Annotated in this window: 13 protein-coding genes and 1 riboswitch; of the genes, 5 read left to right on the top strand and 8 right to left on the bottom strand. The window is 38.6% G+C overall.

Translation table 11 applies throughout. The annotated features are described in order from the left end of the window. Window positions 1-95: 95 nt before the first annotated feature. The 5 genes from A5875_RS02290 to A5875_RS02270 all read right to left on the bottom strand — a co-directional run bounded on the left by A5875_RS02290 (window position 96) and on the right by A5875_RS02270 (window position 5,931). Window positions 96-875 (bottom strand): MurR/RpiR family transcriptional regulator, encoded by a 780-nt coding sequence (locus A5875_RS02290; protein ID WP_088932110.1) that lies wholly within the window; start codon window positions 873-875, stop codon window positions 96-98. A gap of 63 nt (window positions 876-938) precedes the next feature. Further along, window positions 939-2,270 (bottom strand): 6-phospho-alpha-glucosidase, encoded by a 1,332-nt coding sequence (locus tag A5875_RS02285; protein ID WP_088932109.1) that lies wholly within the window; start codon window positions 2,268-2,270, stop codon window positions 939-941. An 18-nt stretch (window positions 2,271-2,288) separates the two neighbouring features. Continuing rightward, on the bottom strand, window positions 2,289-3,878 hold the full coding sequence (locus A5875_RS02280) for an alpha-glucoside-specific PTS transporter subunit IIBC (RefSeq protein WP_088932108.1): 1,590 nt from the start codon (window positions 3,876-3,878) through the stop codon (window positions 2,289-2,291). 233 nt (window positions 3,879-4,111) lie between these two features. Continuing rightward, window positions 4,112-5,092: a phosphate acetyltransferase gene (gene pta, locus A5875_RS02275; protein ID WP_088932107.1), complete on the bottom strand. Its 981-nt coding sequence runs from the start codon at window positions 5,090-5,092 to the stop codon at window positions 4,112-4,114. A 158-nt stretch (window positions 5,093-5,250) separates the two neighbouring features. After that, entirely contained in the window at window positions 5,251-5,931 is a 681-nt protein-coding gene (locus tag A5875_RS02270; protein WP_088934605.1) for a uracil-DNA glycosylase, read from the bottom strand. 172 nt (window positions 5,932-6,103) lie between these two features. On the opposite strand from A5875_RS02270, the gene A5875_RS02265 reads away from it, so the two are divergent. Beyond that, window positions 6,104-6,967, top strand: a complete 864-nt coding sequence (locus A5875_RS02265) for a Cof-type HAD-IIB family hydrolase (RefSeq protein WP_088932106.1) — start codon at window positions 6,104-6,106, stop codon at window positions 6,965-6,967. Between the two features lie 25 nt (window positions 6,968-6,992). Beyond that, complete coding sequence (locus tag A5875_RS02260) at window positions 6,993-7,514, top strand: LURP-one-related/scramblase family protein (protein WP_088932105.1); 522 nt, start codon at window positions 6,993-6,995, stop codon at window positions 7,512-7,514. 112 nt (window positions 7,515-7,626) lie between these two features. On the opposite strand, the gene A5875_RS02255 is transcribed toward A5875_RS02260, so the two are convergent. Beyond that, entirely contained in the window at window positions 7,627-8,208 is a 582-nt protein-coding gene (locus tag A5875_RS02255) for a GNAT family N-acetyltransferase (RefSeq protein WP_088932104.1), read from the bottom strand. 214 nt (window positions 8,209-8,422) lie between these two features. Here A5875_RS02255 and A5875_RS02250 point away from each other — a divergent pair, with 214 nt between their 5' ends. The 3 genes from A5875_RS02250 (at window position 8,423) to A5875_RS02240 (ending at window position 10,714) form a co-directional block, all read left to right on the top strand. After that, the gene (locus tag A5875_RS02250; protein WP_088932103.1) at window positions 8,423-9,490 is read left to right on the top strand and encodes an endonuclease/exonuclease/phosphatase family protein; all 1,068 of its coding nucleotides are present in this window, start codon (window positions 8,423-8,425) and stop codon (window positions 9,488-9,490) included. A gap of 320 nt (window positions 9,491-9,810) precedes the next feature. After that, window positions 9,811-10,275, top strand: a complete 465-nt coding sequence (locus A5875_RS02245; RefSeq protein WP_242551306.1) for a GNAT family N-acetyltransferase — start codon at window positions 9,811-9,813, stop codon at window positions 10,273-10,275. After that, entirely contained in the window at window positions 10,265-10,714 is a 450-nt protein-coding gene (locus tag A5875_RS02240) for a GNAT family N-acetyltransferase (RefSeq protein WP_088932102.1), read from the top strand. The genes A5875_RS02245 and A5875_RS02240 overlap by 11 nt, the downstream gene beginning before the upstream one ends. Window positions 10,715-10,754: 40 nt before the next feature. Here A5875_RS02240 and mgtA read toward each other — a convergent pair whose 3' ends face one another. Together mgtA and A5875_RS02230 are read right to left on the bottom strand one after the other, a co-directional pair. Continuing rightward, window positions 10,755-13,409 carry a magnesium-translocating P-type ATPase gene (gene mgtA, locus A5875_RS02235; RefSeq protein WP_088934603.1) on the bottom strand — a complete coding sequence of 885 codons (2,655 nt, stop codon included), beginning with the start codon at window positions 13,407-13,409 and terminating at the stop codon, window positions 10,755-10,757. 199 nt (window positions 13,410-13,608) lie between these two features. Next, the gene (locus tag A5875_RS02230; protein ID WP_254911836.1) at window positions 13,609-14,082 is read right to left on the bottom strand and encodes a GNAT family N-acetyltransferase; all 474 of its coding nucleotides are present in this window, start codon (window positions 14,080-14,082) and stop codon (window positions 13,609-13,611) included. A gap of 133 nt (window positions 14,083-14,215) precedes the next feature. Beyond that, window positions 14,216-14,376, bottom strand: a riboswitch (M-box (ykoK) riboswitch).

Raw genomic sequence — 14,376 nt, 5'->3', positions numbered from 1 at the left:
CAATAATCCAATAACCAAGCAACATATTTCTTTTAATTTTTATCGATTTAAGCGCTATCATTTCTTTCGCTCCTTCTTTGTCTTTAAAAAGTATTTTACTGATTTAGATTGTCACCTTTATTTAATGTGTAGATGCCATACGACCGAATTAAGTAATCCATTAAACAGTCTAATCCAATTAAGGATTGCGTCTGCTGCTTTCTTCTTCCCACGACAAAAAAATCACAATAATAATTTAGATGATACGTACTGTGCCGTGCAAAATAATTATCTCCAACTGCTGTTACTGCAAGTAAAGGAATTTTTCGAACCTCAAAAGATGTCAAATTTTCTTTGATATCATCGGTCTCTCCACTTAAAGAAACAACGATTACACAATCATTTTTAGTAATCATCGGCATCACCATATCCAGTTCTGTTTTATTTGGTGAAACCAATACACGTTTATCCATGTTTAGCATCATTTTATAGAATTCATCGATTGCTTTTTTTTGCGAAAAACCTGTCGCATAGCAGTAGACGGTTTGACTTTGGTCAATCATCTCATTGATTGGTTCGAGATTGATCGATTGCATATATTCTAGTGTCTTTTTGATATCATCGAACTGCTTTTCAAAAATATCTTTTTCACTAGTATCTTTTTGATTATTCGCCTCTGAGTGTCGTAAAAAATACTTCAGCTCTGAATAACCGGAAAAACCTAGCTTCTTGGTGGTTCGCAGTACCGATGATTTAGAAGCATGCACCATTTCTGCCAGCTCCATGATTCCTGAAGACTGAACCTTATCTGGATTGGCAAGAATAAACTGCAAAATATCCTTATCTAAATCACTCAACTCTTCTAAATGTTGGTGAATCAATTGTTCTAATGTCATAAATTCCCTCCTCCTACACTATTATACGTGAAGGAGGAGAAAAAGTTGTTTTTTTCATAACATTTAGCTTAATTCTGGCCAAAATTCTTTGTTTGCTTCAATTAAATCATCCAACAATTCTTTGGCAACCCGAGCATTGGGCACGATTCTTGAAAGTGATAAAGCTTGATATAATTTTTGATATGATTTTTCTTCCCAGGCTTCGACCACTAGTTTTTCAACCGCAACTTGCTGCTCCATCAAACCTTTTTGGAAGCGCGGGATTTTTCCTTGTGTTAACGGTTCTGGTCCGTTGCTGCCTACGACGCATGGCACTTCTACCATCGCGGTTTCATCAAAGTTGACGATCGCTCCTTCATTAGGAACAATCAAGAGCATTCTTTCATGGGTATTGTACGCGATTGCCCGTGCAAGATCGACAATATAGCTAGCGTGTTCATCGACTTCTAACGATGTGCCTTCAGCCGTTCCAGCTTCTGCGATCCGATCACATTCACCGAAGACGTGTTGTTCCCGTCCAGCCATTACTTCGTTTGCTCTAGTAAATTCTGGGTTAGCATGAGCAACTTCATCTTGCGGATAGAAATAATATTTCAAATAAGTATTTGGCAGCGTATCTGGATCTAACGCATACACTTCTTTTGCTTTAGCAAAGGTATGCATCCAGCTGGCATCTGTATGTTGAGATTCTTCAATTTCTTCTGGTAATGAGTAGCCATGAGCTTTGACATGAGCTTTGATTTGCGGCATTAAGTCATTGCCTTCTTTGTCGCGAATATCTGTCCACCAGCCAAAATGATTTAAGCCATAATAGCGAACCACCATATCTTTTCGCGAACTTAATCCAATCGAATGTGCCATCCGCTCTTCGATTCCCACGGGCATATCACAAATATTGATGATTTTTGATTCTGGTCGTAATTTTCTTGTTGCTTCAGCTACGATTGCCGCCGGATTCGAATAGTTTAGCATCCAAGCATCTGGCGAATATTTCTCCATGTAATCAACGAGCTCCAACACACCGCCAATTGAACGCATCCCATAGGCAATTCCGCCCGGTCCGCAGGTTTCTTGACCAACCACACCATATTTCAACGGAATCTTCTCGTCTTTTTCCCGCATAGCGTACAATCCCACCCGAATATGTGCCATCACAAAATCAACATCGGTAAACGCAGTTTCTGGGTCAGTTGTAGCAACAAATTTGATTTCTGGTGCTCGTTCCTTCAACAAAATTTCACAGGCACTCGCCACATGATTTTGACGTTCTTCCAAGTTATCATAGAATTTGATTTGTCGAATAGGGAACTTATCCAAGTTGTCTAATAGCATCAATACGATCCCCGGTGTAAATGTACTTCCTCCGCCTGCAATTACAATTGAAAATTTCTTCATTCTTTATCCGCTCCTTTATTAATTTTCTATATCCATTAGTGTTTCAAATTGCTCTCTGACCTGCGGCACATCTAAACCAACAATTACTTGAAAAGCATTGCCGTTACGCACGACGCCATGAGCTCCCCCTGATCGGAAAACATCATCTGCTTGTACAAGATTTTCATCCTTGACAGTGATCCGTAAACGAGTCGCACAGTTATTGACCTTCGCAATATTTTCTGCCCCGCCAAAACCATCCAAATAAACCGCTGCTTGTTCAGTATATTGATTCGCACCTTCAAGTACAGGTGCGTTGCCGCCTTGTTTTTCCTTGTAATCTTTTTTCGAGTAAAGCTTGATGTCTTGAGCATTTTCTTCCCGTCCTGGTGTCGCTAGATTAAACTTCAGGATCAAAAATCGGAAGACTAAGAAATAAATCGCGATAAATGCCAATCCAATAGCAAGCTGAGTAAAGATCATACCTTTATGATTTTGGAATAAAGGAATCCAAACTTTTGCTAATAGATCGATGAAGCCGCCACCCATATCGCCGACAACGCCAAATCCGTACATCGTCGCTGCCATTGATGCCGCTAAAAAGGCATGGACAGCAAATAATGGTGGGGATACGAATAAAAAGGTGAATTCTAGTGGCTCTGTGATTCCTGCTAAGACTGCTGTTAAAGTCGCCGGAATCAAGATAGCTAATACTTTCTTTTTGTTTTCTGGTTTTGCAGTAAAGTAAAAAGCTGCAGCAATTCCCGGAGAAGCAAATATTTTCGAATTACCATGCAAAGCAAAGCCGCCTTCTGGGAACAATTGTTTCAATGATGTCGTTGTTTGGGCGAACTCTTGTAAATGCCCCATCCAATATTTGGTGATACCTTCCTCCACAACAGCAGGTCCATAAACAAATGGTGTATAAATAAAATGATGCAATCCTGTAGGTATCAGGATTCGTTCTAGGAAAGTGTAGAGCCATACTCCAAAAATACCTGCACTTGCTAAGAAACCTTGCAATGATCCGATCCCTTGTTGTACTTTCGGCCAGATTAAGCAAATCAGAAATGCGATGGGCAGCATGGTAAAGAATCCTAAGATAACTACAAAGGATGAGCCTTGAAAAATGCCTAAGAAATCAGGTAGTTTTGTTTCAAAATAGCGGTTATGCAGGAAAACGACAATAGCAGATATAAAAATTGCTCCAATAATCCCCGTATCTAATGTCTTGATTCCTCCAATCAATTTCAGTCCACTTTCTCCTCCCGGCTCAGCCGCAAAATTCACGCCAAAGAAATTACCGAAATATTCCAACATAGATGAAATAAAATAATTACAGGTAGTATAGACAACAAATGCCTCCATCGCAGCTCGGGCATTTGCTTTTTTAGCTAATCCAATGGATAGTCCGATAACGAACAATAGCTCCATCTGATTAAACACAGTCCAAGCACCATTCTCAACGATACTCCAAATTGCATACCAAGTCGTTCCATCGTTCGCGATACTTCCGACCAGCATTGGATTTTTGAAAATGATACACAGCGCGACCATTATTCCTGAAAAAGAAAATAATAGCACCGGGGTAAACATTGCCCCTCCAAAGCGTTGAATCTTCTCCATCATGACAAAAAAACATCTCCTTCCAATAAGTTCTTCTTCCTGTTTACAAATCAAACTATACAGTCCGAATAAACCGTTTACAATGGTATGGGACAACTTAGGGAACAAGGTTCCAGCCTTGTAACTAGGTGTCAGAAGTTGGGAAATTTCCCGCTCGATCGATTCCGATCAAATAAAAAAAGCAAGAATTCGCATAACTTACGAATTCTTGCTTTACTATTTTTATGAATCTTAGATTAATTCATCAACGATTGTGCTGCTGTAATAATTGAAAGCTTGTAAACATCTTCTTCATTGGAACCTCGTGAAAGGTCAGAGATTGGTTTGTTCAAGCCTTGCAGGATTGGTCCGATAGCTTCAAACCCGCCGAAGCGTTGAGCAATCTTATAGCCGATATTACCTGATTGTAATTCAGGGAAAACAAAGACCGTTGCTTGTCCGGCTACTTTTGAATCTGGTGCTTTTAATTGTGCAACACCTGGGATATAAGCTGCATCAAATTGTAATTCACCATCAATCAAGAAGTCTGGTGCTAACTCTTGAGCAATCTTAGTTGCTTCAGCGACTTTCTCAACTTCTGGCGCCTTAGCAGAACCCTTTGTTGAGAAGCTCATCATCGCAACTTTTGGTTCGATGTCAAATAATTCAGCCGTTTTTGCTGATTCCACAGCAATTTCAGCTAATTCTTGTGCATTAGGATTTACATTGATGGCGCAATCTGAGAATAGATATTTTTCTTGGTCGCGTCCGCGAACCATCAAGAAAGCTCCACTTGTTCGGCTAACGCCAGGTTTTGTTTTGATGATTTGCAACGCTGGGCGTACAGTGTCACCAGTTGAATGGATCGCTCCAGAAACCATGCCGTCTGTGATACCCATATAAGTTAACATTGTGCCAAAGTAATTTTCATCTTTAAGAATTTTTTCAGCATCTTCTTTGCTGACTTTTCCTTTACGACGATCAACAAAAGCTTCTACCATTTCATCCCAACGATCAAAATGATCAGGATCGATGATTGTGAAGTTGCTTAAAGCGATTCCACGAGCGCTCGCAGCTTTTTCGATTTCGGCTAAATTACCAATTAAAATTGGTTCAATCAATTCTTCTGCCTTCAGACGAGAAGCAGCACCTAAAATACGTGCGTCAGTTGCTTCAGGAAATGCAACTTGGATGTTGCGACGAATAATCTTAAATTTCAAACTATCAAATAGATCCACGATAAAACCCTCCAGATATTTATTTCTCATTTATCATACAATACTTCACATGAAAAGAAAAGGACAGAATAAAACATCTGTACTACTAATTAAAATCTAGCAAATGTGAGTTAAGAACATTTTCACAAACTGTTCCTGCTACAGAAACCGTTGTCATACTACACTGTTTCAGGTAATTGCCAATCAATCGGCGATTCGCCCCACTCCGTCAATAGTTGATTCGTTTTCGAGAATGGTTTTGAACCCATAAAACCTCGGTGAGCTGATAACGGTGACGGATGAACCGATTTTATAATCGCATGTTTATTGGTATCGATCATCTTAATTTTTTCTTGCGCAGGTTTTCCCCACAAAATAAAGACGATTGGTTTTTCCCGTTCATTCAAACGTTCAATAATCGCATCCGTTAATTGCTCCCATCCTTGACCGCGATGTGAGTATGCCTGACCTTCTCGAACTGTCAATACCGTGTTGAGTAATAGGACACCTTGTTTTGCCCAGCTCACAAGATTTCCATGCTGAACCGGAGGAATCCCTAAGTCACTTTGCATTTCCTGATAAATATTACGTAATGAAGGCGGTATTTTCACACCTGGCTGCACAGAAAAAGAAAGTCCATGTGCTTGGTCCACACCATGATACGGATCTTGACCTAAGATCACGACTTTTACTTTGTCATAAGGCGTTAATTCTAATGCTTCAAAAATATGATACATATCTGGATGAATTCTTTGTGTACTGTATTCTTGTTTCAAAAATTCTCGCAATTTCAAATAGTATGGTGCCTGAAATTGATCCGCTAAAACATTTTGCCAATCATTATGGATGATTTCTTTCACTTGCATTCACTCCTGATTCAATAATAATTTAAAATGGAAAAAGCAGTAAAATAACTTCACCGTCTTCTTAACTGCTCAAATAATTCTTTTTAAAGAATAAACTCGACGTGGTTATCCTCTCTGGGATTATGGTACACTATCGTTGTATGATAGGAAAGCTAGGTGAATAATTTTGATAAAACTCATTGCCTCTGATATGGACGGTACACTGTTAAACGATGAAATGCAAGTCCCGACAGCAAATATCGAAGCCATTCAGAAAGCTCAAGCACAAGGAATTGAATTTATTACCGCTACTGGACGCGGAATGAGCCACGCTAAAATCTCATTAGATGAAGCGGACATTCACGTACCGATGATTTTATTAAACGGCGCTCATGTGGTGAACGCCAAGCGAGAAACCATTTTTACCATTCCGATTGGTAAAGAAAAAACTTTTGAAGTTATGGACACTCTTGAAGAAGCTGGACTTTACTATGAAATTTTTACAGCTGATCATGTGTACTCTTCAAATCAGCCGATGCGAATCGAGTTTTTCTCTGAACATATTTTAGGGAAAATGCCCGGAATTTCTAAGAAGATGGCGATTGCCGCTTCTTCTCGACATTTATCACTTACTCCCATTACTTTTGTCAAAGATATGCGTCAGATATTAATCGATAAAGATGAAGACGTATTAAAAATAATTGCCTTTGATAAAAATGGTCCAGAACAGTTGCAAGAAGTAACTGGCAAACTAGAGAAGATGGGCGACTTAGCTGTTGCCGCTTCGGAGCTGACCAACATTGAAATCAATCACGTCAACGCGCAAAAAGGGATCGCTTTAAAACAATTTGCTGAAGAGCGCGGTTTTACTGCTGATCAAGTCATGGCGCTTGGCGATAATTTTAACGATGTCAGCATGTTGACTTATGCAGGAACAAGTTTTGCCATGGGCAATGCAGCACCTGCTATTAAAAAAATCGCTAAACATGTAACAGACACAAATGAAGAAAACGGAGTAGCAACGGCAATCGATCGAATCCTTTCTGAATAATAAAAATTAGAAGGTGTGAATCAACATGACCGAATTTTTTATTCAAGAAAAACAACTAAGCTCCACAACACGAACGATCGTCAAAGACAGTAAAGGCGTCCCTTTGTATTTAATGGTCGGTCATTGGGGGCGTAAAGGAAATGTACTATCCCTATATGCCATGGACGGTCAAATCGTTGCATATATTAAACAGGCCAGCGTCATCTTCGGTCGCAAGTTTGAGATCTACTGTGACCACACAAAAGTTGGCGTGCTTCACAAAATTTTTCATTGGCCGGGAGATTTTTATTACATTCAACAACTCCATTGGGCAGTCTATGGAGATATTTATAATCATAAATACAAAATCAATCACTTCAATCAATCAATTATGAGGATGGATAAAGCCACTTTGCTGACCGGCGACTACTATGTTTTAGATGTCACTGATCCAGCAGATGCTCCTGTCTGTATTTGCGTAGCAGCAATCATGGATTATTGGCTTTACAATCGCAGTAAAAACAAAGAGTCTGAAACAGCCTTTGAAATAACTTTTTCCCAAAACTAAGAGCTATGACATTTTTTTGTCATAGCTCTTTTGGCTGCTCGATTTAAAATTTAGAATAAAAAACACTCTATTTTTTTAATATAAGGTCAAACACTGATGTTCATATTTAATATCAGCTTCTGTCAAAACCTTTAACACTTCGTTGCATATGATCATACAGGTGCCCGCTGATAACCATCTCACCAACATCCTTAAAGCCATCTCGCAAGTATAATCGTTTTGCGTTAGGATTTGCTTTATCCACATTCAACCCAATGACTTTTTCTCCTTCATGAGTCGCTAAGCGGTCAACTGCTGTCAGTAACTTTGAACCAATTCCCTGTCCGCGGAATCTTTCATCCACAGCTATCGAATCTAGGTACCATTCATTCGGAAAAGCCTCGGGATCAATAAACATTTGAATATCCTCTGCGATACCTTGATCCTGCAAATATTTTTGCAGCGGCAGATCAATAATCGCTTCTTTATCGGCTGGATAACCAAAAACAGCTCCTGCGATCTCTCCATCAATTTCTTCAACAAGACCACGAGCATAACCAAAGCGATACGTTGGATCTTCAAAGCAGGCTGCAATTGCTTCCAAAGCTTTCTCCTCACCGAACTCCTCTAAAAAATCCAGTTCCATATCCTTTAAAATAACCAGTATAAGCTTTGCTACGGCAGCTCCATCTTCTTTTTTTGCAAATCGAATCATTTTAAAACCTCTCTTTTAATAACGTTTAAAACTACCCATTCAGTGTAACATGTTCAGAAATTTTCCGAAAGTGAGGATACTTTGTCAACGGCAAAAAATCTGCTATGATACTTTTGAAATGTCTTTTACTAGCGTTGTACTTGAGCTAGTAAGATTGATCGAAAATATGCATATTTAAGTAGAAGCAGTTTCATTACCATTAGGAGGTTTATCAGTGAAAAAGATACTAAAAATTTTGTTAGGGATTATTATCGCAATCGTGGTTGTCTTAGGCGGCTACTTGATTTACTTATTCGCCAGCTACGATCGTCTGCCAGACAATCTGACATTGGAGCCTGACAATCAACATACTCAAACTCTTGAAACAAATAAGACCTACCGTGCAATGAGCCACAATGTGGGTTATGGTGCTTACCCGCCAAGTTACAGCTTTTTTATGGATGGTGGAAAGTACTCTCGTGCCTATGACAAAAAGACAGTCAAAGAAAATATGCAGGGAATCGTCAAGACTACTACAGAACTTGATCCAACTTTAGCTTTTTATCAGGAGGTTGATCAAGACGGTGATCGCTCACAACATGTAGATGAAGTAGCTTGGCTGAAGAAACATTTACCGGCCTACAATAGTCTTTACGGTCAAAACTATGATTCCTCTTACCTCTTCTATCCTTTTACTGATCCGATCGGTCAAGCAAAATCCGGTCTTGTAACCTTAAGTCAAGCAGAAATAACCAGCAGCAAGCGCTATTCTTTACCAATTGAAACAAATTTCAATAAATTTTTTGATTTGGATCGCGCCTTTACGGTCAGTCGAATTCCAGTTAAAGGAGATCATGAACTAATCGCTATCAATACACATTTATCGGCTTTTACTAAAGATCGATCGGTTCAAGCTGCTCAGTTAAAAAAGATTTTTGATGTAATGGAAAGTGAATATAAAAAAGGCAACTATGTAATGGTTGCTGGAGACTACAATCATGATGTCTTAGGAAATAGTCCTGAAGTCTTTGACACAAGTAAAAAACGTGAAACCTGGACCCATCCTTTTCCTAAGGAGCAGCTGCCAGCGGGCTTCCATTTACCGACTGGCAACCTAGCAGAAGAGAAAATCCCATCGGCTCGCGCACTAAATGAAGCTTACAAAAAGGGACAAACCTATACGACATTGATCGACGGGTTTCTTGTATCAGATAATATCAACGTAAAAGATGTGCACGTTAAAGATATGCAATTTAAATATTCCGACCATAATCCCGTATATCTAGATTTTAGTTTGAAATAATAGAAAAAGACAAAGACTTTCACTATGATTGTTTTTGTCTTTTTTGTTTTGCTAACTCTTCAGTGGCAAATTGCTTTTCTATATACCTCTTGTTAAAATTGACTAAACTAATAAAAGGATTATTATCAATGTGGAATTTTGTCTTCAATATACGCACGATTGCTAAACTTCAAACAAGAAAACTACTGTAGATGAAACATTGTTTGAAGTGACGATAAAGATTTGTTTCATCGTCTTATTTTTAAGAGCAGAATTTGGGGCTCTTTATTTGTTGCGGTTAAAAACATTTCTTTAGAGGAAATTTGGAGGAAAAATTAATATTGAAAATTAGACGAGTAGATCAAAAAGATAATACTGAAATTGAAGCAATGATGGCAATTTGGGAATCTTCCGTAAAAGCCACTCACAATTTTTTGGCGATAAATGACATTAACGCATTAAAACCAGCAGTAAAAAGAGGGCTATTAATGATCGATCAGCTTTACGGTTATTATGATCAAAAACTTTTAGGTTTCATTGGTGTCGAAGGTGGAAAAATTGAGATGCTTTTTATTGATGCGAATGCTTTAAACCAAGGGATTGGTAAAAAGCTCCTTCAATACGTCATTGATACACTGAGGATTAAATACGTAGATGTGAATGAACAAAATGAAAAAGCATTGGGTTTTTACCAACACATGGGATTTCAGGTTACTAGCCGCTCAGAGTTAGATGAACAAGGAAATGCATTTCCGATATTGCATTTAAAAATGAAAGAAAATGAGGACAGCTTACATGAGAATTAAAGAAATACGTTCAAATAAGAAAGAATTTTTAGACTTGCTTAGTTTAGCCGATGAGGAAGAACACATGATCGATCGTTATCTGGAGGATGGCCGGATGTTTGTATTATACGACGATGATCTGAAATGCGAAGCCGTTGTAACAGAATTAAATGATACAGAATGTGAACTAAAAAATATTGCCACTATGCCAAGTGAACAAGGAAAAGGTTATGGCAAAGCGATGATCCAATTTCTATTCGATGAATTTTTAGGACGTTATCAAACAATGTATGTCGGCACTGGGGACGTTCCTAGCATATTGAACTTCTATAAAAATTGCGGATTTCGCGAATCCCATCGCGTGAAAAACTTTTTCACCGATAATTACCGCGAACCAATTATTGATCAAGGTGTTCAATTAATAGATATGGTCTATTTGCGGAACGACATTAAAAAATAAGATCAAACGCCCCTAATAAGTCGGGGCGTTTGATTTTTTCTTAGAGCAATTCTTGATAACGTTGAATATAAACTTTTTTCACCAATGTAACCAAAATCAGATATGCAAAAATTGTGACAACTAGCCATAACCAATATTGATTAGGAAGAATTCCCAAGCCTAAATTTTTACCAAAATTCGTAAATGGTAAAAGAGTCCCAGTAATAATCCCCATAGTAGTGATCACTGTCATGATGAAGGACCCTCTGCTTTGGATAAATGGAATCTGAGGTGTGCGCAGCGCATGCAAGACCAGTGTTTGTGACCAAAGCGATTCAACAAACCAGCCCGCATGGAAAATCGCGATAAAGGCTGCTTGCTGCTCGGGAGATAAAGAATGGAAGTCGCCTCCAAGCACTGTTGGACAAATGACAAAGTACATCAATAAGTAGGTCGTGATATCAAAGACCGAACTCGTTGGTCCCAGCCAAATCATAAATTTCCCAATACTAGATGCTGTCCATTTTTTGGGCTTCTCCAAATATTCCTTATCCATTCGATCCCATGGAATTGAAATACAAGAAATATCGTAAATCAGATTCAAGAATAAAATTTGCAATGGCAGCATTGGTAAAAATGGTAAGAACGAACTTGCGATCAAAACTGAAAACATATTTCCGAAATTTGAGCTTGCAGTTGCTTTGATATATTTCATAATGTTCCCGAAGGTTTCTCTGCCTGAAAGAATTCCCTGTTCGAGAATCATCAAATCTTTCTCCAATAAAATCACATCGGCAGATTCTTTAGCAATGTCAACAGCCGTATCAACAGATATCCCAACATCTGCCGCTTTCATTGCTGGCGCATCATTGATCCCGTCACCCAAAAAACCAACTGTATGTCCGTTTTCTCTAAGTAAACTGGTGATTTTTTGTTTCTGTTGCGGGTTCAATTTTACAAATACATTATAACTTTCTGCAATTTCTGCTAATTCTTCATCTCTTAAATGGACTAAGTCTTCTCCGTGGATGATCGTTTCTGCCCCTAGTCCAACTTGCTTACAGACGGATTTTGTCACTAGTGCATTATCGCCAGTTAAAACTTTTACTCCCACGCCGTTATCCTTTAATGCTTGCAATGCCTGTTTGGTCGTTTCTTTTGGCGGATCTAAAAATGCCAAGTAACCAATCAAGACCATTTCTGCCTCATCCGCAGTTGAAAATTCACCGACCACACTTGGATTTGTCTTTTGAGCAACACCAATCACTCGCAACCCATCCTCATTCAACTCATGAACTTTTCTCAAAACCTGTTTTTTTACTTCATCAGTTAGTTTAGTGACCTGCCCTTTAAAATCAACAAAGGAAGAAATTTCCAACATCTCTTCGATTGCGCCCTTTGTAATCATTTGTGTTTTGCCATATTGATCTTCTACGACCACACTCATTCTGCGACGCTGAAAGTCAAACGGAATCTCATCAACTTTTTTGTAGCGAATCTTATTTGTATCTAATTCTTGATTAGTTGATTCGATAATTGCTACGTCAATCAGATTTTTCAGTCCCGTTTGATAATAGCTGTTAAGATACGCATGTCTCAAGACACGATTATCTTCTTCACCATCACAATCCAGATGATATTCAAGAATGATTTTATCTTGCGTCAGCGTTCCTGTTTTATCCGTGCATAAAACATCGATCGCACCAAAATTTTGGATAGCATTTAGATTTTTGATGATCGTACCATTCTTTGCCATCCCTGTAGCGCCCTTAACTAAATTTGTCGTAACGATCATCGGCAGCATTTCTGGCGTCAGCCCCACAGCAACTGATAAACCAAATAAGAAAGCTTCCATCCAATCTCCTTTAGTAAATCCATTAATCACAATTACTGTCGGAGCCATCAATGCCATAAACTTAATAAACAAAAAGGACGTCTTGCGAATTCCCAGCTCAAAGCTGGTTTGAATCGGTGTAGCAGATAAGGATTTAGCAACATCGCCGAATAACGTTTTCGCTCCTGTAGCAATGACTATTCCTTCAGCGCTTCCACTGATTACATTGCTTCCCATAAATACTAAATTATCATAGCTGGTCTCAGATTCTTTTTGCCCATTCATTTTGTCAGCACATTTCTCAACAGGATAACTCTCACCGGTCAGTGCCGATTGTGAAATAAATAAGTCCTTTGCAGAAATCAAGCGGATATCTGCTGGAATCATATCTCCCGCGGAAAGTTTAACTAAATCTCCGCAGACAATTTCTTCCATAGGAATTTCCTTATACTGATTGTCTCTGCGAACTGTTGCGGTAACTTTTACAAGTGATTTCAATTTTTCAGCAGCCTTGTTTGAACGTACAGATTGCACCAAAGTCATCGTGCCGCTGACTAATACCATGACCAAAATAATCCCGCTGCCGAAGAAATCTTTTTCGCCTGGTTCAGGCATGATCCCTTCTGTGATGAGCGAAATCACTCCCAAACCAATTAACACCAAAGTAAACGGTGTGATAAATGCTTTTAAAACTTCGATAAAAAATGGTGTAGATTTCTTATACGGAATTTTGTTCTCTCCGAACTTTTCTTTTGCTTCTTCAACTTGCTCACTCGACAATCCAAGACTCGATGTTCTAAATGTTTCAAAGATGCTCCTTGTTGTCTTTTTGGCAAATAAACTATAATTTGTTTTTGTCGTCGTTAATTTTTGTTGTTTCATGTTCTTCTCCTTTTCCCCGAAAAAAATATGCCATAATCCTATTCCAATAAACAGGTATAAGATAATATCTTTTAGCGTATTCATGGTTGTCCCTCCTACAGACGGGCTTATGGAGAAAAGCGGGGGTTAAAAACAAATAGACAATAGCGTCTTTTTATTCACTTTTTTCTGCCACAAACCCGTAATTATCGAACTACTGTCATCCATTTGTTTTCATCTCCCTTTTTTCCACCTGTTCCAGTGGCGACTGAAGGTCTTTTTTATAGATTCGCATGATTAATTGACCTTCCTGATAATCATTCGATATAGTTTGGTAACCTAGCTTTTCATAAAATCCCCAAGCCTGTTTTCTCCCTGTAAGAAATACAAAGTAAAAACCAAATCTTCTTGCGACCTGTTCCGCATAAATGAGTAAATTTTTACCTAATCCTGCTCCTTGATAACGAGAATCCACTGCAACCTGCTTGATTTGCACACATTTTTCTGAAATCGGATGAAGCAATAAGGTTCCTACTACGTGATCTTCCTGCTTAATAATTAAGTGAAGATCATTTCTTTCATCTCTTGGCGCTTTCAATAAAAATCGTTTTCCAGAACTTGCCTTTAATTCCTTGTTTCTTAGCGTTAATGCCTCACAATACAATGAGCTATTCCACCTAGTTAATGTGAACACTGTTTTACCATGGTAAATCCCTCCCTTTTCTATCTTGAAAATAGCAATGACCGTTACGCAAAAAAAGACTTTTCGCTCAAAAACTCAGCGAAAAGCCTTCCTAATAAATTCATCTCAAATAGACAAAGTCGTATAGTCGATCTAATCGTTGAGTTTTGGCACTATACAACGTAAAGACAAACATCTTAGCTACCTTAAGAAAAGCCTTGTATTCGACAATTCCTGTTCTACCCATTGGCGTCTCTCGACATTTTTGGGCAGTAGCCTATGTTTGTATAGGAGCCTCACCTAACA

Origin of the sequence: Enterococcus sp. 3H8_DIV0648, from assembly GCF_002140655.1 — a bacterium.
In the GTDB taxonomy this organism is placed as follows: domain Bacteria; phylum Bacillota; class Bacilli; order Lactobacillales; family Enterococcaceae; genus Enterococcus_A; species Enterococcus_A hulanensis.
This window is presented reverse-complemented; position numbering and strand designations above follow the sequence as displayed.

What these genes read in the sequence shown, in the direction of transcription:
- A5875_RS02290 (WP_088932110.1), bottom strand. Translation starts at nt 875, where the DNA reads ATGACATTAGAACAATTGATTCACCAACATTTAGAAGAGTTGAGTGAT.
- A5875_RS02285 (WP_088932109.1), bottom strand. Translation starts at nt 2,270, where the DNA reads ATGAAGAAATTTTCAATTGTAATTGCAGGCGGAGGAAGTACATTTACA.
- A5875_RS02280 (WP_088932108.1), bottom strand. Translation starts at nt 3,878, where the DNA reads ATGATGGAGAAGATTCAACGCTTTGGAGGGGCAATGTTTACCCCGGTG.
- A5875_RS02260 (WP_088932105.1), top strand. Translation starts at nt 6,993, where the DNA reads ATGACCGAATTTTTTATTCAAGAAAAACAACTAAGCTCCACAACACGA.
- A5875_RS02255 (WP_088932104.1), bottom strand. Translation starts at nt 8,208, where the DNA reads ATGATTCGATTTGCAAAAAAAGAAGATGGAGCTGCCGTAGCAAAGCTT.
- A5875_RS02240 (WP_088932102.1), top strand. Translation starts at nt 10,265, where the DNA reads ATGAGAATTAAAGAAATACGTTCAAATAAGAAAGAATTTTTAGACTTG.
- mgtA (WP_088934603.1), bottom strand. Translation starts at nt 13,409, where the DNA reads ATGAAACAACAAAAATTAACGACGACAAAAACAAATTATAGTTTATTT.